This is a genomic window from Ideonella sp. B508-1 (assembly GCF_000333615.1).
Lineage (GTDB): Bacteria > Pseudomonadota > Gammaproteobacteria > Burkholderiales > Burkholderiaceae_C > Ideonella.
Genome location: NZ_BADL01000542.1, coordinates 1 through 19,007, shown reverse-complemented (window position 1 = coordinate 19,007; position 19,007 = coordinate 1). Strand labels below are relative to the sequence as shown.

General features: G+C 65.7%; 16 protein-coding genes and 1 pseudogene. 15 read left to right on the top strand and 2 right to left on the bottom strand.

Translation table 11 applies throughout. From position 1 onward, the window contains the following. The 15 genes from I73_RS29645 to I73_RS21135 form a co-directional block, all read left to right on the top strand. Nucleotides 1-116 (top strand): pilus assembly protein PilP (locus I73_RS29645; protein WP_040501271.1); only part of this gene is annotated, 116 nt, incomplete at its 5' end. Further along, entirely contained in the window at nt 113-2,278 is a 2,166-nt protein-coding gene (gene pilQ, locus I73_RS21200) for a type IV pilus secretin PilQ (protein WP_022982454.1), read from the top strand. The genes I73_RS29645 and pilQ, both read left to right, overlap by 4 nt. A gap of 38 nt (nt 2,279-2,316) precedes the next feature. Continuing rightward, a complete protein-coding gene (locus I73_RS32845; protein WP_148289880.1) occupies nt 2,317-3,849 on the top strand; it encodes a hypothetical protein in 1,533 nt (510 codons plus the stop codon). Nucleotides 3,850-3,863: 14 nt separating this feature from the next. Continuing rightward, nucleotides 3,864-4,421: a shikimate kinase gene (locus I73_RS21190; RefSeq protein ID WP_255348174.1), complete on the top strand. Its 558-nt coding sequence runs from the start codon at nt 3,864-3,866 to the stop codon at nt 4,419-4,421. Nucleotides 4,422-4,430: 9 nt separating this feature from the next. Further along, nucleotides 4,431-5,534, top strand: a complete 1,104-nt coding sequence (gene aroB / locus I73_RS21185) for a 3-dehydroquinate synthase (RefSeq protein WP_022982451.1) — start codon at nt 4,431-4,433, stop codon at nt 5,532-5,534. A gap of 7 nt (nt 5,535-5,541) precedes the next feature. After that, the gene (locus I73_RS21180; protein ID WP_022982450.1) at nt 5,542-6,690 is read left to right on the top strand and encodes a deoxyguanosinetriphosphate triphosphohydrolase; all 1,149 of its coding nucleotides are present in this window, start codon (nt 5,542-5,544) and stop codon (nt 6,688-6,690) included. A 35-nt stretch (nt 6,691-6,725) separates the two neighbouring features. Beyond that, nucleotides 6,726-7,436 (top strand): transposase, encoded by a 711-nt coding sequence (locus I73_RS21175; protein ID WP_022982449.1) that lies wholly within the window; start codon nt 6,726-6,728, stop codon nt 7,434-7,436. 119 nt (nt 7,437-7,555) lie between these two features. Next, the gene (locus I73_RS21170) at nt 7,556-12,310 is read left to right on the top strand and encodes a glutamate synthase-related protein (RefSeq protein WP_022982448.1); all 4,755 of its coding nucleotides are present in this window, start codon (nt 7,556-7,558) and stop codon (nt 12,308-12,310) included. Between the two features lie 27 nt (nt 12,311-12,337). Beyond that, the gene (locus tag I73_RS21165; protein WP_022982447.1) at nt 12,338-13,801 is read left to right on the top strand and encodes a glutamate synthase subunit beta; all 1,464 of its coding nucleotides are present in this window, start codon (nt 12,338-12,340) and stop codon (nt 13,799-13,801) included. 141 nt (nt 13,802-13,942) lie between these two features. Continuing rightward, nucleotides 13,943-14,752: an ABC transporter ATP-binding protein gene (locus tag I73_RS21160; protein ID WP_022982446.1), complete on the top strand. Its 810-nt coding sequence runs from the start codon at nt 13,943-13,945 to the stop codon at nt 14,750-14,752. After that, nucleotides 14,749-15,531 carry a lipid asymmetry maintenance ABC transporter permease subunit MlaE gene (gene mlaE / locus I73_RS21155; RefSeq protein ID WP_022982445.1) on the top strand — a complete coding sequence of 261 codons (783 nt, stop codon included), beginning with the start codon at nt 14,749-14,751 and terminating at the stop codon, nt 15,529-15,531. Before I73_RS21160 ends, mlaE begins: the two co-directional genes overlap by 4 nt. Before the next feature lie 30 nt (nt 15,532-15,561). After that, a complete protein-coding gene (mlaD, locus tag I73_RS21150; protein ID WP_022982444.1) occupies nt 15,562-16,050 on the top strand; it encodes an outer membrane lipid asymmetry maintenance protein MlaD in 489 nt (162 codons plus the stop codon). Further along, nucleotides 16,047-16,829: a VacJ family lipoprotein gene (locus I73_RS29640; RefSeq protein WP_234409570.1), complete on the top strand. Its 783-nt coding sequence runs from the start codon at nt 16,047-16,049 to the stop codon at nt 16,827-16,829. The genes mlaD and I73_RS29640 overlap by 4 nt, the downstream gene beginning before the upstream one ends. Before the next feature lie 102 nt (nt 16,830-16,931). After that, nucleotides 16,932-17,567, top strand: a complete 636-nt coding sequence (locus tag I73_RS21140) for a phospholipid-binding protein MlaC (RefSeq protein ID WP_083876961.1) — start codon at nt 16,932-16,934, stop codon at nt 17,565-17,567. 1 nt (nt 17,568) lies between these two features. After that, nucleotides 17,569-17,859 carry a lipid asymmetry maintenance protein MlaB gene (locus tag I73_RS21135; protein ID WP_022982441.1) on the top strand — a complete coding sequence of 97 codons (291 nt, stop codon included), beginning with the start codon at nt 17,569-17,571 and terminating at the stop codon, nt 17,857-17,859. Here I73_RS21135 and I73_RS21130 read toward each other — a convergent pair. Next, nucleotides 17,841-18,707, bottom strand: a complete 867-nt coding sequence (locus tag I73_RS21130; RefSeq protein WP_022982440.1) for a MurR/RpiR family transcriptional regulator — start codon at nt 18,705-18,707, stop codon at nt 17,841-17,843. The two genes, I73_RS21135 and I73_RS21130, sit on opposite strands and share 19 nt — an antisense overlap. Before the next feature lie 44 nt (nt 18,708-18,751). Beyond that, nucleotides 18,752-19,007: pseudogene (locus I73_RS29635) on the bottom strand (glucose-6-phosphate dehydrogenase); the annotation flags it as partial.

Genomic DNA, 19,007 nt, shown 5'->3' with positions numbered 1-19,007 from the left:
GCAAGATCACTCGAATCACCGAAACCGAGATCGACCTGAGAGAGATCGCGCAGGACGCTTCCGGTGAATGGATCGAACGCACCAGCACCCTCCAGCTTCAGGAGTCGGGGAAATGAACAACAGCTTGGAGTCTCGCAAGATGCGTGGTTGGATGGCCGCTGCCGTGTTGCTCTCTGTGGGCATGATCGCCCCCGTGTGGGCGCAAAGTCAGAACATGATCCGTTCTGTGACCGCCAGCCAGCAGGCCAATGGCGAGGTCGTGCGGGTCGAGCTCAGTCAGCCCCTGACGGCCCAGCCTTCAGGCTTCGTCATCCAGGCACCCCCGCGGGTGGCGGTGGATCTGCCGCAGGTTGGCAATGGCCTGGGTGTGGGCAATGTCGAGATCAACCAGGGCAATGTGCGGTCCGTGAGCGTGGCGAGCACGGGGGAGCGCACCCGCCTGGTGCTGAACCTGAAGCAGACGGCCACGTACCAGACCCATGTCCAGGGCAACATCCTGACGATTGCTTTGGATGCAGTGGGGAGTTCTGCGCCAGGCGCGGCATCGCAGCCAGTGCATTTTGCGAGCAGCCAGAACACGGACCAGCTCGCGATCCGTGACATCGACTTTCGCCGTGGTGTCGATGGATCCGGTCGGGTGATCGTGGGGCTGGCCAACACCCAGGTGGGTGTGGACTTGCGTCAGCAGGGGCAGAACCTGGTGGTCGATTTCCTGAAGTCGACCTTGCCGGAAAATCTGCGCCGCAAGCTGGATGTCTCGGACTTCGGTTCGCCGGTGCAGAGCATCACGACCACGCAGAGTGGTGATCGGGTGCGTATGGTCGTGCACCCCACGGGGGCATGGGAGCACAGCGCTTACCAGACCGACAACCAGTTCGTGCTGGAGGTTCGCCCCGTGCGCATGGACCCGAACAAGGCCGTGCAGGGGCCGGGCTATCAGGGCGAGAAGCTTTCGCTGAACTTCCAGAACATCGAAGTGCGGGCCCTGCTGCAGGTGATCGCGGACTTCACCAACTTCAATGTGGTGACCAGCGACACGGTGACAGGCAATGTGACCCTTCGACTCAAGGATGTGCCCTGGGATCAGGCACTGGACATCATCCTGCAGGCCAAGGGCCTGGGCATGCGCAAGTCCGGCAATGTGCTGTGGATCGCGCCCAAGGAGGAGTTGGCCACCAAGGAGCAGGCCGATCTGGAAGCGAAGCAGAAGATCGCCGATCTCGAGCCCGTTCGGACCCAGTCCTTCCAGCTGAACTACACGAAGGCCGAAGAAGTGGCCAAGGCGCTGATTGGCGACACCTCCTCGTCAGGGTCCGGCGGCAGTGGCAAGGCGACCCGCATCCTCACGCAGCGCGGTTCGGTGCTCTATGAAACCCGCACCAACCAGCTCTTCGTCTCGGACATCCCGTCCAAGCTGGAGGAAGTGAGCCTGATGATCAGCAAGATCGACATCCCGGTTCGCCAAGTGTTGATTGAGGCCCGCGTGGTGGAGGCTGACGATACCTTCGGTCGCGCTTTGGGTGTGAAGTTGGGGGCCAGCGATCTGCGCGGCGTCAACGGCGGCATTCCCGGCTATTCGGTGGGAGGCAGCAACTACGTGACCGTCGGCGGGAACTACAACCAGGTCGGCTACCAGACCGGCCAGCAGACCACCGACACGGCTTACACGAACACCCAGTTCGTCAACCTGCCCGCGAGCACCAGCGCCTTCACGACTGCGTCGGCGGCCTCGTTCGCGCTGTCGCTGTTCAGTGCTTCGGCCAACCGCTTCCTGAATCTTGAACTCTCGGCGTTGGAATCCGAAGGCCGGGGCAAGGTGGTGTCGAGCCCGCGTGTGATCACCACGGATCAGACCAAGGCGGAGGTCGAGCAGGGTGTGGAGATTCCCTACCAGCAGGCCACCTCCAGTGGCGCCACCTCGGTGAGCTTCAAGAAGGCCAGTCTGCGACTCGAGGTGACGCCGCAAATCACCCCGGAAGGCAATGTCATCCTGGCGCTGGAGGTCAACAACGACAGCCGCGGGACCGACACCACGGCCGGCCCTGCCATCAACACCAAGCACGTCAAGACGCAGGTCCTGGTGGAAAACGGCGGGACGGTGGTGATCGGCGGCATCTTCACGCAGCAGGACCGGGACGATGTGAACAAGGTGCCTTTCCTGGGCGACATCCCGGTGCTGGGCTACCTGTTCAAGGACCGCACCCGTTACACCACCCGCACGGAGCTGCTGGTGTTCATCACGCCCAAGATCGTGACCGACAGGTCCGCCACCCGCTGAGCGGAGGGCGTTGGGTTCGGCAATATTGGGAGGGAATAATGTTCCGCAAGTTCTCCGCGTGGCTGCTGATGGCCACGATGTTCATGATCGGCGGTTGTGGTGGAGGCAGCAGCTCTGAAGCCGGTACATCGCCATTTGGCGGCGGTGGGAGTGGTTCTGGAGCCGGTACCACGGCGGCCTATGTGGTAGCTGTTTCACTTCAGCGTTCTGGAACTCCGACAACCAGCATCAGCAGCACAGAAACTGTCCAAGCTGTCGCGACGGTCACCTCCTCTAGTGGTTCACCTGTAAGTGGGGTGGTAGTGAGCTTCAGTCAGTCTGGTGCGAGCCTAGTGACGTTTTCGCCCTCTTCGGCCACTGCATTGACGGACGCCAACGGCGTTGCCAAGGTGGATGTCGCCGCGGTGAATACATCCACCACTGGTGCGATGGCTATTAGCGCCAGCACCGACGTTGGCAGTAGCTCCTGGTCAGGGAGCACCTCCTTCCAGATCAAGGCAGGCTCTGCGAGTGCCACGCCGGCGGTGCCCTCAGCGATCAACTTCGTCAGTGTGACGCCGGCCGGTACAGCTATTGTCGTGAAGGGCGCTGGTGGCAATGGCCGCACAGAATCCGCCACCCTGACATTTAAGGTAGTAGATGCGAGTAATGCGCCCATCGAAGGGGCCAAGGTGGCCTTTGCCGCCAATCCAGCCAACGTTGTATCGCTCAACATTCCCTCGGCGGTGAGCGACTCCTCCGGCTTGGTGACTACAACCGTGCAGTCTGGGAGTATCGCCACCAGTGTGGTGATCACCGCTACTGCGGAGGCGAATTCTGCAGTGACGGGCCAGTCCGATACGCTGGTGGTCAGTAACGATGTGGCTGTTCAGCAGGCCTTCGAGATCGTGGCTGCCAAGTACAACTTGGATGGCACTCTGACAGGGGATTCAACCAAGGTCAGCGCATTTCTGGCCGACGCAAATGGGAATCCCGTGCCTGACGGTGTGGCAGTGTCTTTCACCACCGATTTTGGGGCGATCGCGTCTTCCACTCTTGGTGGGTGCCTGACCGTGAATGGCACCTGCGACGTGAGCTTCCGAGTCCAAAATCCCCGTGGAGACGGCTTGGCAACGGTCACGGCCACAGCAAAGGTGGGTAACAGTACGCAGTTGGCCGGCTCGCTGCACATCAACATGCCCGGCGCGAATGGCGGCACACCGCTGCTGACCACATCGACCGGTGCATCATGGAATGGTCAGTTGGTTCTGAGCAGTTGCAAACAGACCTTTGAGATGTTGGTGCAGGACAGTGCAACGGGGCGTTCGGTGAATGCAGGGACCACGGTTGCGTTGAGCTCGGCCACCTCCAACTTGAACGCCACGGTCAAGGCGGGATCTCCGGTGTTGGACTCGCGCTCGTTCGTGCCGACGCCCTTGAGTCTCGAGGTGGATGCCACGCAAAGTTCGCTGAGCCCTTCGTGCAGCGCGACCGGCAGCCATCAGGCTACCGGCTTCGTGAACCTGCAGTTCACCAGCACCGGTGGCAACGTTTCGTACCAGCGTTTTAGCATCGTGTACCCGGTGCAGTGACTGCGGCTGTTGTCTTGGTCGGCATGCCCGGCAGTGGCAAGTCCACCGTCGGGCGTCAACTGGCAAGGTTGTTGGGCTGGCAGTTGCTGGATTCGGATGCTGAGATCGAGCGCGAGCTCGGGCACAGCATCCGTTCCCATTTCGAGCAGTACGGCGAGGACAGCTTCCGGGCGCTTGAAGAGGCGATGATTGCCAGGCTAGCAGTCCGCCAACAGATCGTCCTGGCCACGGGCGGCGGTGCCGTTCTGCGCGAAGCCAACCGGACCGCCTTGAAGCAGTCCGGCAACACGGTGGTGTATCTGCGTGCCAGCGTGGACGACCTCGTTCGTCGGCTGCGCCACGACACCCAGCGGCCCTTGCTGCAGGATGTCGATCCGGCCATCCGGCTCCGCCAGCTGTTCTCACAAAGAGACCCCCTGTATCGCGCCGTGGCGGATTTGGTGGTGGACACCGGACGCAGCTCGGTATCGGCCATCGCCCATTTGCTGGCCATGCAACTGGAGTTGGGTACCGGTCCTGCCTCACCCTCCGATCAGGGGCGGGATGCCGGTGCTTCGTCGGACTCCGCGTAAACTGCCTGCATGGTGGAAGTCATAGAAGGCGTGGCAGCGCGTGTGCCGATCGCGCTGGGAGATCGCAGCTACGAGGTGCTGATTGGCGAGGGCCTGATGGGCTCCCCAGCCGCCTGGCGGGGCTTGCCTCCTGCGTCCGTGGCGGTCGTCGTCACGAACACGGTCGTGGCGCCCCTGTATGCAGATCGGCTTTGCACCCATCTGCGGGGGCTGTACCCGCGGGTGGAGTGCGTGGTGCTGCCCGATGGTGAGAGCCACAAGGATTGGGCTTCGCTGAACCTCATCTTCGACCACCTGCTGGCCGGGCACTGTGACCGCAAGGCGGTGCTGGTGGCCCTGGGCGGTGGCGTCATCGGGGACATGACGGGATTTGCGGCCGCCTGCTACATGCGTGGCGTGCCCTTCATTCAGGTTCCCACCACCCTGCTGTCCCAGGTGGATTCTTCGGTCGGTGGCAAGACCGCCATCAACCACCCCTTGGGCAAGAACATGATCGGGGCGTTCTATCAGCCCTTGCGCGTGTTCTGCGACATCTCGACCCTGCGGACCCTGCCCGCCCGCGAAGTCTCCGCGGGCCTGGCCGAGATCATCAAGTACGGCCCCATCGCCGACGTGTCCTTCCTGGACTGGATCGAGTCCCACATTGAGGCACTGGTGGCGTTGGATCCTGAGGCCGTCGTGCATGCCGTGCAGCGTTCCTGTGAAATCAAGGCCACCGTGGTGTCCGCCGATGAGCGCGAGGGCGGCTTGCGGGCCATCTTGAATTTCGGTCACACCTTCGGTCACGCCATCGAAGCTGGGTTGGGCTTTGGCACCTGGCTGCATGGCGAAGCCGTGGGCGCCGGGCTGGTGATGGCGGCCGATCTGTCGGCGCGGCTGGGCCTGGTGCCGCCCGAGTTCGTCATGCGCCTGCGCAGCCTGGTCGGCCGTGCCGGGTTGCCGGTGGTCGGGCCTGCGCTGTCCGCCGACGAATACCTGCACCACATGCGGGTGGATAAGAAGGCCGAAGCCGGCGACATCCGCTTTGTCCTGATCGATGGTGTGGGGCGGGCGGTGGTGCGTGCGGCGCCCGAGGCCCTGGTGCGCGAAACGATCGCGGCCTGCACGGCCTGAGATCCGGGTGAGCACGCTGGCCCCCTATGCCTCCGACCCGGCTCGGTCCCGCGGCCGACGGGTGGCGGAGGTGCCGGCGCCCACCCGCAGCGAGTTCCAGCGCGATCGCGATCGCATCGTCCACAGCAGTGCCTTTCGGCGTCTGGTCTACAAGACACAGGTCTTCCTCAACCACGAGGGGGATCTCTTTCGCACCCGGCTGACCCACTCTCTGGAGGTGGCGCAACTGGGGCGTTCCATCGCTCGCAGCCTGGGGCTGAACGAGGATCTGGTCGAGGCCGTGGCACTGGCCCATGACCTGGGCCACACCCCCTTCGGCCACGCGGGCCAGGACGCTTTGGACGAGTGCATGCGGGCGCATGGCGGCTTCGAGCACAACCTCCAAAGTCTGCGGGTCGTGGACCGGCTGGAGCGACGCTATCCCGAATGGGACGGTCTGAACCTGTGCTTTGAAACCCGAGAGGGCATCCTCAAGCGATGTCCGCTGGCGCTGGCCGAGCACCTGGAGGCCGAGGAGCCGGGTGGGGTGGGGGAGCGCTTCCTGCGCGGCCACCAGCCCAGTCTGGAAGCCCAGCTGACCAATCTGGCCGACGAGATCGCCTACAACGCCCATGACATCGATGATGGTGTCCGTTCCGGTCTCCTGCAGCTCGACCAACTCCGGGACGTGCCCCTGTTCGCGCGCTTTGCGGCGGAGGTGGATGCCGACCACGGCCGTCTGCGGGACGCCGAGCCCCGGCGGTTCCTGGCCGAGGTCATCCGGCGCATGCTGTCGCAGCAGGTGTACGACGTCATCGATGCCACCGGTGCGGCCCTGGCGGAGGCCGGCGTGAGCAGTGCCGACGAGGCCCGGCAGGTGCCGCCGTTGGTGGCCTTCAGCGACGACATGAAGCGAGCCAGTGTCGAGCTCAAGCGCTACCTCTTCCGACACCTGTACCGCCATCCGCAGGTGATGGCCACCACCGAGATTGGAAGGACGATCGTCCGCGAGCTGTTCGCCGCCTACCTGGCCGCGCCGCAGGAGCTGCCTGTCGAACACCGGGGCGCGGATGCACCGCGGGCGGTGGCTGACTACATCGCGGGCATGACGGATCGCTTCGCCTGTCGGGAGCATCGCCGGCTTTACGGGCGCGATCTGTTTGCGCTGGGCGACTGAGCTGAGGGACGACACCGGCTGGGTAGACTGAGCCCATGGTCCGTCCCCAACGCCTCTTCCTGCCGGCGCATCCGCACCATGTGGTCCAGCGCGGTCACAACCACGGTCCGATCTTTCTGGACGACGAGGACCGCCGCCAGTACCTCCACCATCTGGCCGAAGTGGCCCGCGAATCGCGTGTGGCGGTGCACGCCTATGCCCTGGGCGAGGACCGGGTGCATCTGCTGCTCACACCCCAGACCGCAGAGGCCATCAGCCGCATGATGCAGGCCCTGGGCCGTCGCTATGTCGCGGCCTTCAACCGTCGCTACGGCCGCAGCGGCACCCTGTGGGCGGGGCGCTTCGCGTCTCATCTGGTGGACGAGGCGTCGGTGCTGGATTGCCAGTGCTACCTGGAATCCATCGTCGCCCCGATCGGATCCGAGGCCGAATCTGTGGTCTGGACCAGTGCCGCGCACCACCTCGGGTCGCGCCACGACCCGCTGGTCACCCCCCACCGCGTGGTCTGGGCCCTGGGCAACACCCCCTTCGAACGCGAGGCGGCTTACCGCGCGCGCCTTGGGCAAGGGGTGTCGCCTGCGACGCGTCAAGCCATCGAGCAGGCCATGCGCAGCGGCTTGCTGCTCGGAGATGAATCTGCGCGCCATGCGCTGGAACGCGAGTTGCATCGGTCGCTGGCGCCGCGTCCCCGGGGGCGCCCAGCAGGTTCGAAGGTCAAGCCTCGAATCGACTCTGGCACCAATTAATACAAACAAGACGCTGGGTTGAATTTAATTCGTCTCTGACACCATTTAATTCCACTTGTCGGGCTGCGGGTTTCCGCGCAAACTCGCGCCATTCCACGTTTTCTGCCAAGGAGTGCGCCATGACCCAGGCCACCACGGGATCTGCTGTCCGCAGCGAAATCGAAGCACTGGCCACCGATGGCCTCTATCAGCCCGAGGCCGAGAAGGACGCCTGTGGCGTGGGCTTTGTGGCGCACATCAAGGGCAACAAGGACCATCGCATCATCGAGCAGGGCCTGAAGATCCTGGAGAACCTGGACCACCGGGGCGCGGTGGGGGCCGACAAGCTCATGGGCGACGGCGCCGGCATCCTGATCCAGATCCCGGACGACTTCTTCCGTGCGGAGATGGCGGCCCAGGGCGTGGAACTGCCGCCGCCGGGTGAATATGGCGTGGGCATGATCTTCCTGCCCAAGGAGCATGCGTCGCGCCTGGCCTGCGAGCAGGAGTTGGAGCGCGCGATCAAGGCCGAAGGCCAGGTGCTGCTGGGCTGGCGCGACGTGCCGGTGGACCAGGACATGCCCATGTCGCCCACCGTGCGCAAGACCGAGCCGATCATCCGCCAGGTCTTCATCGGCCGCGGCCCGGACATCATCGTGCCCGATGCACTGGAGCGGAAGCTCTACGTCATCCGCAAGACCGCCTCGGCCGCCATCCAGCGCCTGAAGCTGACCCACTCCCGCGAGTACTACGTGCCCAGCATGTCGTGCCGCACCATCATCTACAAGGGCCTGCTGCTGGCCGACCAGGTCGGCAAGTACTACAAGGACCTGCAGGACCCGCGTGCCGTCTCGGCCCTGGCCCTGGTGCACCAGCGCTTCTCCACCAACACCTTCCCCGAGTGGCCGCTGGCCCACCCGTACCGGATGGTGGCCCACAACGGCGAGATCAACACCGTCAAGGGCAACTTCAACTGGATGCGCGCCCGTGAAGGCGTGATGAAGTCGCCGGTGCTGGGCGATGACCTCAAGAAGCTCTATCCGATCAGCTTCGAAGGCCAGTCTGACACTGCCACCTTCGACAATGCGCTCGAGCTGTTGACGATGTCCGGCTACCCGCTGGCCCACGCGGCGATGATGATGATCCCGGAAGCCTGGGAGAACCACGAGCTGATGGACGAGCGCCGCCGCGCCTTCTACGAGTACCACGCCTCGATGATGGAGCCCTGGGACGGCCCGGCCGCCATGGTCTTCACCGACGGGAAGCAGATCGGCGCCACGCTGGACCGCAACGGCCTGCGCCCGGCCCGCTACCTGGTCACCGACGATGACCTGGTCGTCATGGCGTCCGAATCCGGCGTGCTGCCCATTCCCGAGAACAAGATCGTCAAGAAGTGGCGTCTGCAGCCGGGCAAGATGTTCCTGATCGACTTCGAGCAGGGCCGCATCGTCGATGACGCCGAGCTGAAGAACCAGTACGCCAGCGCCCGGCCCTACCGCCAGTGGATCGACAACGTCCGCGTGCGCCTGGACGATGTGTCCGCGCCCGCCAACGCCGGCCCGGCCTACTTCAAGGACACGCTGCTGGACCGTCAGCAGGCCTTCGGCTACACCCAGGAAGACGTCAAGTTCCTGATGGCGCCCATGGCCATCAACGGCGAAGAAGGCATCGGCTCCATGGGCAACGACAGCCCGCTGGCCGTGCTGTCCGACAAGAACAAGCCGCTCTACAACTACTTCAAGCAGCTGTTTGCCCAGGTCACGAACCCGCCGATCGACCCGATCCGCGAAGCCATCGTGATGTCGCTCAACAGCTTCATCGGCCCCAAGCCCAACCTGCTGGACATCAACGCGGTCAACCCGCCGATGCGGCTGGAGGTGCACCAGCCGGTGCTGGACTTCCAGGACATGGCGCGCCTGCGCAGCATCGAGGCCGAGACGCACGGCAAGTTCAAGACCTACGAGGTCAACATCACCTACCCGCTGGCCTGGGGCAAGGCGGGGGTGGAAGCCAAGCTGGCCTCGCTGTGCGCCGAGGCGGTGGACGCCATCCAGAGCGGCCACAACATCCTGATCATCACCGACAAGGCGATGGACCGCGACAACGTCGCGATCCCTGCGCTGCTGGCGCTGTCGGCCATCCACCACCACCTGGTGCGTGAAGGCCTGCGCACCTCGGCCGGCCTGGTCGTCGAGACCGGCTCGGCCCGCGAGGTCCACCACTTCGCGGTGCTGGCGGGCTACGGCGCCGAAGCGGTCCACCCCTACCTGGCGCTGGAATCGCTGATGGCCATGCACGCCGAACTGCCGGGCGATCTGTCGGCCGAAAAGGCGATCTACAACTACATCAAGGCGATCGGCAAGGGTCTCTCGAAGATCATGTCGAAGATGGGCGTGTCGACCTACATGTCCTACTGCGGCGCCCAGCTCTTCGAGGCCATCGGCCTGTCCAAGGACCTGGTCACCAAGTACTTCCGCGGCACCGCCACCCAGGTGGAAGGCATCGGCGTGTTCGAGGTGGCGGAAGAAGCGCTGCGCAACCACCGCGCCGCCTTCGGCACCGACCCGGTGCTGGCCGCCATGCTGGAGACCGGCGGCGAGTACGCCTGGCGCGCCCGTGGCGAAGAGCACATGTGGACGCCGGACGCCATCGCCAAGCTGCAGCACAGCACGCGCTCGGGCAAGTTCGACACCTACAAGGAATACGCCCAGATCATCAATGACCAGAGCAAGCGCCACCTGACGCTGCGCGGCCTGTTCGAGTTCAAGTTCGACCCGGCCAAGGCCATCCCGGTCGACGAGGTCGAACCGGCGGCCGAGATCGTCAAGCGCTTTGCCACCGGTGCCATGTCGCTGGGCTCCATCTCCACCGAGGCCCACAGCACCCTGGCCCTGGCGATGAACCGCATTGGCGGCAAGAGCAACACCGGTGAAGGTGGTGAGGACCCGGCGCGCTACCGCAACGAGCTCAAGGGAATCCCCATCACCGCCGGCACCAAGGTGTCGGACGTCGTCGGCAAGGACGTGATCGAAGCCGACTACGAGATGAAGGACGGCGACAGCCTGCGCTCGAAGATCAAGCAGGTCGCCTCGGGTCGTTTCGGTGTGACCACCGAGTACCTCGTCTCGGCCGACCAGATCCAGATCAAGATGGCCCAGGGCGCCAAGCCGGGCGAGGGCGGCCAACTGCCGGGCGGCAAGGTGTCGAATTACATCGGCCGTCTGCGCCACTCGGTGCCTGGCGTGGGCCTGATCTCGCCGCCGCCGCACCACGACATCTACTCCATCGAGGATCTGGCCCAGCTGATCCACGACCTGAAGAACGTGAACCCCCAGTCCGGCATCAGCGTCAAGCTGGTGTCCGAGGTGGGTGTGGGCACCATCGCCGCGGGCGTGGCCAAGTGCAAGGCCGACCACATCGTGATCGCCGGCCATGACGGTGGCACGGGCGCCTCGCCGTGGTCGTCGATCAAGCATGCCGGCACCCCCTGGGAGCTGGGCCTGGCCGAGACGCAGCAGACCCTGGTGCTCAACCGCCTGCGCGGCCGCGTGCGGGTGCAGGCCGATGGTCAGATGAAGACCGGCCGCGACGTCGTCATCGGTGCGCTGCTGGGGGCCGACGAGTTCGGCTTCGCCACTGCGCCGCTGGTGGTCGAAGGCTGCATCATGATGCGCAAATGCCACCTGAACACCTGCCCGGTGGGCGTGGCCACGCAGGATCCGGTGCTGCGCCAGAAGTTCTCGGGCAAGCCCGAGCACGTGGTGAACTACTTCTTCTTCGTTGCCGAGGAAGCCCGCCAGATCATGGCCCAGTTGGGCATCCGGACCTTCGACGAGCTGATCGGCCGCGCCGACCTGCTCGACACCCGCAAGGCTGTGACCCACTGGAAGGCCAAGGGCCTGGATTTCAGCCGTGTCTTCCACCAGCCGGCCGTGCCGGTCGAGGTGCCGCGCTTCCACGTTGATGTGCAGGAGCATGGCCTGGAGAAGGCCCTGGACGTGCGCTTGATCGAGAAGAGCCGCGCGGCCATCGAGAAGGGCGAGAAGGTCCAGTTCATGGACGAGGCGCGCAACGTCAACCGCTCGGTGGGCGCCATGCTCTCGGGCGAGCTGATCCGCCACCGCCCGGACGGCCTGCCGGACCACACCCTGTTCATCCAGCTCGAGGGCACCGGCGGCCAGAGCTTCGGCGCCTTCCTGGCCCCGGGCATCACGCTGTACCTGATCGGCGAAGCCAACGACTACACCGGCAAGGGCCTGTCCGGTGGCCGCGTGGTGGTGCGGCCCAGTATCGAGTTCCGGGGTGACTCGACGAGCAACATCATCGTCGGCAACACCGCGCTGATCGGGGCCACCTCGGGTGAGGCCTTCTTCCGCGGCGTGGCCGGCGAGCGCTTTGGCGTGCGCCTGTCGGGTGCCTCGGCAGTGGTCGAGGGCACGGGCGACCATGGCTGCGAATACATGACCGGCGGCACTGTGGTCGTGCTGGGCAAGACCGGTCGCAACTTCGCGGCCGGCATGTCCGGCGGCGTGGCCTATGTCTACGACGAGGACGGCCTGTTCGCCAAGCGCTGCAACACCGCGATGGTGGCCCTGGACAAGGTGCTGCCGGCGGCCGAGCAGGAGGCTTCGGTCGACCCGGCCATCTGGCACCGTGGCTTGACCGACGAAGCCCTGCTCAAGAAGATGGTCGAGGACCACCACAAGTGGACGGGCTCGCTGCAGGCCCGCCACATCCTGGACCACTGGGCCGAGTCGCGGGCCAAGTTCGTCAAGGTCTTCCCGCACGAGTACAAGCGCGCCCTGGGCGAGATCAACGCCGCCAAGGAGGCCGGCGACGTGCTCGCCAAGGCCAAGGGTGAGAAGAAGGCCGAGAAGACCGCGGCCGCCAAGTAACACGCCCCGAACGCGAGGAATCACATCATGGGAAAAGTCACTGGCTTCCTGGAATATGAGCGCCTGGAAGAGGGCTACCAGCCGGTCGAGAAGCGCCTGAAGAACTACAAGGAGTTCGTGATCGGGCTGAAGGCCGACGAGGCCAAGGTGCAGGGCGCGCGCTGCATGGACTGCGGCACGCCCTTCTGCAACAACGGCTGCCCGATCAACAACATCATCCCGGACTTCAACGACCTGGTGTTCAAGGGTCGCTGGGCCGAGGCCTTCGCGGTGCTGTCCAGCACCAACAACTTCCCGGAGTTCACCGGTCGCATCTGCCCGGCGCCCTGCGAGGCCGCCTGCACGCTGAACATCAACAACGATGCGGTGGGCATCAAGTCCATCGAGCACGCCATCATCGACCGGGCCTGGCAGGAGGGCTGGGTTCAGCCTCAGCCGCCCGCGGTCAAGACGGGCAAGAAGGTGGCGGTCATCGGCAGCGGTCCGGCCGGCCTGGCCGCGGCCCAGCAGCTGGCGCGCGCCGGTCATGCGGTCACGGTGTTCGAGAAGAACGACCGCCTCGGCGGACTGCTGCGCTACGGCATTCCCGACTTCAAGATGGAGAAGTCGCACATCGACCGCCGGATGGCGCAGATGGAGGCCGAGGGCGTGGTCTTCCGCACCAGCACGCTGGTGGGCGAGATGCCCGCGGACAGCAAGGTCACCAACTGGGCCAAGGATGTGGTGAGTGCCGAGCAGCTGAAGGCCGAGTTCGACGCGGTGCTGCTGTGCGGCGGCGCCGAGCAGAGCCGCGACCTGCCCGTGCCCGGGCGCGACCTGGACGGTGTGCACTTCGCAATGGAGTTCCTGCCGCAGCAGAACAAGGTCAACGCGGGTGACAAGGTCAAGGGGCAACTGCGTGCCGATGGCAAGCATGTCATCGTCATCGGTGGCGGCGACACCGGCAGCGACTGCGTGGGCACCAGCAACCGCCATGGCGCGGCCAGCGTGACCCAGTTCGAGCTGATGCCCATGCCGCCCGAGCAGGAGAACAAGCCCCTGGTTTGGCCCTACTGGCCGATCAAGCTGCGCACCAGCTCCAGCCACGAGGAAGGCTGCGCCCGCGAGTTCGCGATCGCGACCAAGGAATTCATCGGCAGCAAGGGCAAGCTCACCGGCCTGAAGACCGTCCACCTCGAATGGAAGGACGGCAAGATGAGCGAGATCCCCGGCAGCGAAAAGGAATACAAGGCCGACCTGGTGCTGCTGGCGATGGGCTTCGTCAGCCCGGTGGCCAGCGTGCTCGACGCCTTCGGCGTGAGCAAGGACAACCGCGGCAACGCCAAGGCCAGCACGGACGAAGGCGGTTACCGCACCAGCGTGGACAAGGTGTTTGCCGCCGGCGACATGCGCCGTGGCCAGTCCCTGGTGGTCTGGGCGATCCGCGAGGGTCGTCAGGCCGCGCGGGAGGTGGACACCTTCCTGATGGGCAGCTCGGTGTTGCCGCGCTGACCGCGCCCAATCTCCCGACGGAGGCGACGGCCTCCGTGATCCGGTATCCTACGCATTGACTTCGAGCCCGGTGTGGCCTTACCGCACCGGGCCTTCTTCTGTGTCAACCAAGGTACCGGCCCCAGGGGGTCGCACTGGCATTTGTCTGACAACCTGATCGAGATCGACCACGTCACCTTCGCCTACGAGGTGGGCGGGCGAACCATCTTGAACGATGTGTCGCTGAGCTTCCCGCGCGGCAAGGTCACCGCCATCCTGGGGGGCTCCGGCTGCGGCAAGACCACGCTGCTGCGCCTGATCGGTGGCATGTACCCCGTGCTGAGCGGTGAGATCCGCTTCGGCAGCGAGGTGGTGAACGCCCAGGACCGGGCGAAGCTCTACCGTCTGCGTCGCCGCATGGGCCTGTTGTTCCAGTTCGGTGCCCTGTTCACCGACCTGGATGTGTTTGAGAACGTGGCCTTCCCGCTGCGCGAGCACACCGATCTGCCCGACGAGATGATCCGGGACATCGTGCTGATGAAGCTGCAGGCCGTGGGCCTGCGCGGCGCGGCGCGGTTGAAGATCAACGAGATCTCCGGCGGCATGGCCCGGCGCATCGCGCTGGCCCGCACGGTCGCGCTCGATCCCGAGGTCATCATGTACGACGAGCCCTTCACCGGGCTGGATCCGATTTCCATGGGGGTCACCGCCAATCTGGTGCGCCAGCTCAATGACGCCACCGGGGCCACGACGCTGCTGGTCTCGCACGATGTGCAGGAGAGCTTCGCGATCGCCGACCACGTCTACCTGCTGTCCTCGCAGGGCCGTGTGGTGGCCAGCGGCACGCCGGCCGAACTGAGCAGCTCGGACGATCCGGAGGTGCGCCAGTTCATCCGGGGGGAACCCGATGGCCCGGTGCGCTTCCATTACCCGGCCGATCCGCTGGCCCAGGACCTGGGGCTGACCGCATGACCGAACTGCTTCGACGCATTGGCGAGGCCACGCTCAGCTGGGTGCGCTCGCTGGGGCATGCCGCCTTCTTTTTCCTGGATCTGCTGCGCCACTCGCCGGCGGCCCTGCGCCGGTTCGGTCTGGTGGTCACCCAGATCCACGCCATCGGCAACCGGTCGCTGGCCATCATCTGTGCCTCCGGCGCGGCGGTGGGTTTCGTGCTGGCGCTGCAGCTCTATTACGTGCTCAGCACCTATGGCGCCACCAGTTCGCTGGGTTTGGTGATCAACCTGGCCCTGGTGCGGGAGCTGGGGCCGGTGGTGGCCGCCCTGCTGTTCGCCGGGCGGGCCGGCACCTCGCTCACCGCCGAGATCGGCCTGATGAAGGCCGGTGAGCAGTTGTCGGCCATGGAGATGATGGCCGTGGACCCGCGCTCCAGGGTGCTGGCCCCCCGCTTCCTGGGCGGGGTGGTGGCCATGCCCCTGCTGGCGGCATTGTTCTGCGCCATTGGCATCCTCGGTGCCTATGTGGTGGCGGTGTGGCTGATCGGGGTGGACGAAGGCAACTTCTGGTCGGCGATGCAGTCCCAGGTGGATGTGTGGCACGACGTCGGCAACGGCATGGTCAAGGCCGCGGTGTTCGGCGTGATCTGCACCTTCGTGGCGCTGTACCAAGGTTATGAAGCGGTGGCCACCCCGGGGGGCGTGTCCTATGCGACGACCCGCGGGGTGGTGATCTCCTCCCTGCTGGTCCTGGCCATGGACTTCCTGCTGACCGCATTGATGTTCCGGACGCACTGATCTGCGCGATCCGACGACGAGAGAAACGAGATGAACAAGAAAAGTACAGAGATCCTGGTGGGCCTGTTCGTGGTGCTGGGGGCGCTGGCGCTGGTCTTCCTGGCCATGAAGGCCGCCAACCTGACGACCTTCACCGGCAATGGCGATGGCTACGTGGTGCAGGCCCGCTTCGACAACATCGGTGGCCTCAAGCCGCGGGCGCCGGTGCGCTCGGCGGGCGTGGATGTGGGCCGGGTGCGCTCGATCACGCTGGATCCCCAGACCTACCAGGGGGTGGTCACGATGGAGCTGCGCAAGGATGTCCTGTTTCCCAAGGACTCCTCGGCCAAGATCCTGACCTCGGGCCTGCTGGGGGACCAGTACGTCGGCATCGAGCCCGGGGCCGACGAAAAGAACCTGGCCGCCGGCGATGTCATCAAGCAAACCCAGTCGGCCCTGGTGTTGGAGAACCTCATCGGTCAACTGCTGTTCAGCAAGGCGGCCGATGCCGGAACGGCGGCTTCGGGAGCCGAGAAATGATGCGTCGTACAGGCATGCTTCTGCTGGCCGCCTGGCTACCGGCCGCGGCCGTCTGGGCCGAGGAGACCTCTGCACCGGCGGCGGCGTCTTCGGCCGCAGCGGCGGCCTCGGCGGCCGATGACACCGAAGCCGACGAGCCCACCGTGAACCCCCGCGACCCCTACGAGTCGCTCAACCGCAAGGTGTTCGAGTTCAACGACAAGCTCGATGAGAATGTCCTGAAGCCGGTCGCGGAGACCTACCAGAAGGTCGTGCCGGGCATGGTCCGCACCGGGGTGTCGAATGTGCTGGGCAACCTGGGCGATGTCTGGTCGGCGGTGAACCAGTTGCTGCAGGGCAAGCCGGGGCAGGCGGGTGAGATGACGATGCGGGTGATCACCAACACCTTCTTCGGCATCGGCGGCCTGTTCGACCAGGCCACCGAACTGGGCCTGGAGCGCCACAGCGAGGACTTCGGTCAGACCCTGGGGCGCTGGGGGGTGCCGCCCGGACCCTACATCGTGCTGCCGCTGCTGGGCGCCTCCACCGCGCGCGACACCATCGCCACCCCGGTGGATCTCTATGCCTCCATGGACACCCAGCTTGTCAGCGGAACTTACGCCACGGTGGGGGTGTCCGTCCTGAAGGTGGTGAACACCCGGGCCAATCTGCTGGGCGCCAGCCAGCTGCTGGACGAGGTCGCCCTGGACCGCTACAGCTTCTTGCGTGACGCCTACCTGGCCCGCCGTCGCAGCCAAGTCTATGACGGCAATCCGCCGGACGATGACGAGAACCCCTGACAACAATTTGTCACGCGGGCGCAGGTGCACGCCGGCCCGCCCGTCAGCGTTGAAGAACCACACGGGCTTGCTGCCCGACACACCAGACAAGGAGCGCCTCTCATGACGTCCCACATGCCGCTGTTTCCCCGTACCGCCATCGTGCTGACCATTGCCGCCACCTCGGCGGTCTTGCCCACCTTGCACGCCGAGGCGCTGGCGCCCGACACCATGATTCGCCAGCTCTCGACCGATGTGATCGATTCGGTCAAGGGCGACAAGGCCATCCAGGGCGGCGACATCGGCCGCATCAACGCTTTGGTCGATGCCAAGGTGATGCCGGTGGTCGACTTCCAGCGCATGACGGCCTCGGCCGTGGGCCGCTACTGGCGCACCGCCACCCCCGACCAGAAGAAGCGCCTGCAGGATGAATTCAAGACCCTGCTGGTGCGGACCTACGCCGGTGCCCTGTCGCAGGTGCGCGACCAGACCGTGGCCCTCAAGCCCCTGCGTGCCGCGCCCACCGACACCGAGGTGGTCGTGCGCACGGAGATCCGCGGCCGCGGTGACCCCATCCAGCTGGACTACCGCCTCGAGAAGGATGGCGACGGCTGGCGCATCTACGACGTCAATGTGCTGGGCGTGTGGCTGGTCGAGCAGTACAAGAACAGCTTTGCCCAGGAGATCAGTGCCAGCGGCATCGATGGCCTGATCAGCAAGCTGGTCGAGAAGAACAAGGCCGCGCCGGCCAAGGGCTGACATGCTGCACCTGCCTGCCCAGATCACCCTGTCCGAGGCCCGCCAGGTCCGGGACACCCTGCTGTCGCAGATCCATGCCGAGACCGGTGCCGAACTGGTGCTCGACGCCAGTGCGCTGACGCAGGTCGATTCGGCGACCTTGGCGGTGTTGCTGGCCTGCCGGCGCCAGGCCCCGGCGCGGCGCTGGGTGATTCAGGGGGCGCCGGCCCAGCTGAGCGACCTGGCCCGTCTCTATGGCGTGGACAGCCTGCTGGGCCTGCAGGCTCGGGCGGCTCAGTCCTCGGGCGTGTAGCGTCGAAGCCGCAGGTTGCGCTTGATCTCCTGCAGCGTGGGTCGCAGGGCCTGGCCCAGGCGCAGCGCCACGCCGGTGGTCAGGATGTCGACGATGGTCAGGTGCAGCAGGCGCGACACCATCGGGCTGTAGCGGTCGTAGTCCTCGGGATGGTCGGCCGCCAGCACGGTCTGGCCGTGGGACTGGGCCAGGGTGGCCAGGGGCGAGCCGCTGGCCGTGATGACGATCAGCGTGGCCCCCTTGCGTAGAACGACCTCCACCACCTCGATCAGGTCCCGGCTGCGGCCGGAATTGCTGATGGCCACCACGCAGTCGCCAGGCCTGAGCATGGTGGCGCTCATCAGCTGCACATGGCCGTCGCTCTGGGCCGTGGCGTTGACGCCCAGGCGGAAGAACTTGTGCTGGGCGTCCTGGGCCACGATGCCCGAGTTGCCCATGCCGTAGAACTCCAGCCGGCGCTGGCGGCGCACGGTCTCGGTCAGGGCGTCGATGGCCTTCTCGCAGGCGGCCGGCGCTGCCGCGTTGCGGTACTTGAGCAGCGCGCTGACCGCGTTGTCGACCACCTTGATGATCAGTTCGGCGGCGCGGTCGTCCTCGTCCACCGCGCGGTGGATGAAGGGCACGCCTTCGTTGACCACGCCTGCCAGCTTGAGCTTGAAATCCGCCAGGCCGTCGTAGCCCACGCTGCGGCAGAAACGCACGACGGTGGGCTTGCTCACCTCGGCACGCTCGGCCAGCGCGCCCACCGGCATGGACGCAAAGCTGCGCGGGTCCTTCAGCAACAGGGCGGCCACCCGTTGTTCGGCCGGCGGCAGGGCGGGCAGCGAGGCCCGGATTCGGTCAAGCATGTTCTGGCAGCGTGGGGTGCACGCCGAGGTGAGCGTTCAGTCCCCTATTGTTCCTCGGCCCAGGCGAAGCCATCGCGCGCCACCAGGGCGCTGGCGGCCGCCGGGCCCCAGCTGCCGGCCGCGTAGGTGCGCAGACCGGTGGCGTCGCGCGACCAGGCGTCCAGGATGGGCTCCACCCAGCGCCACGCCTGCTCCTGCTCGTCGCTGCGCACGAAGAGGTTGAGCCGGCCGGCGATGGCATCCAGCAGCAGGCGTTCATAGGCCCCCACCCGTTCGCTGGGGAAGGCGCGGTCGAAGTCC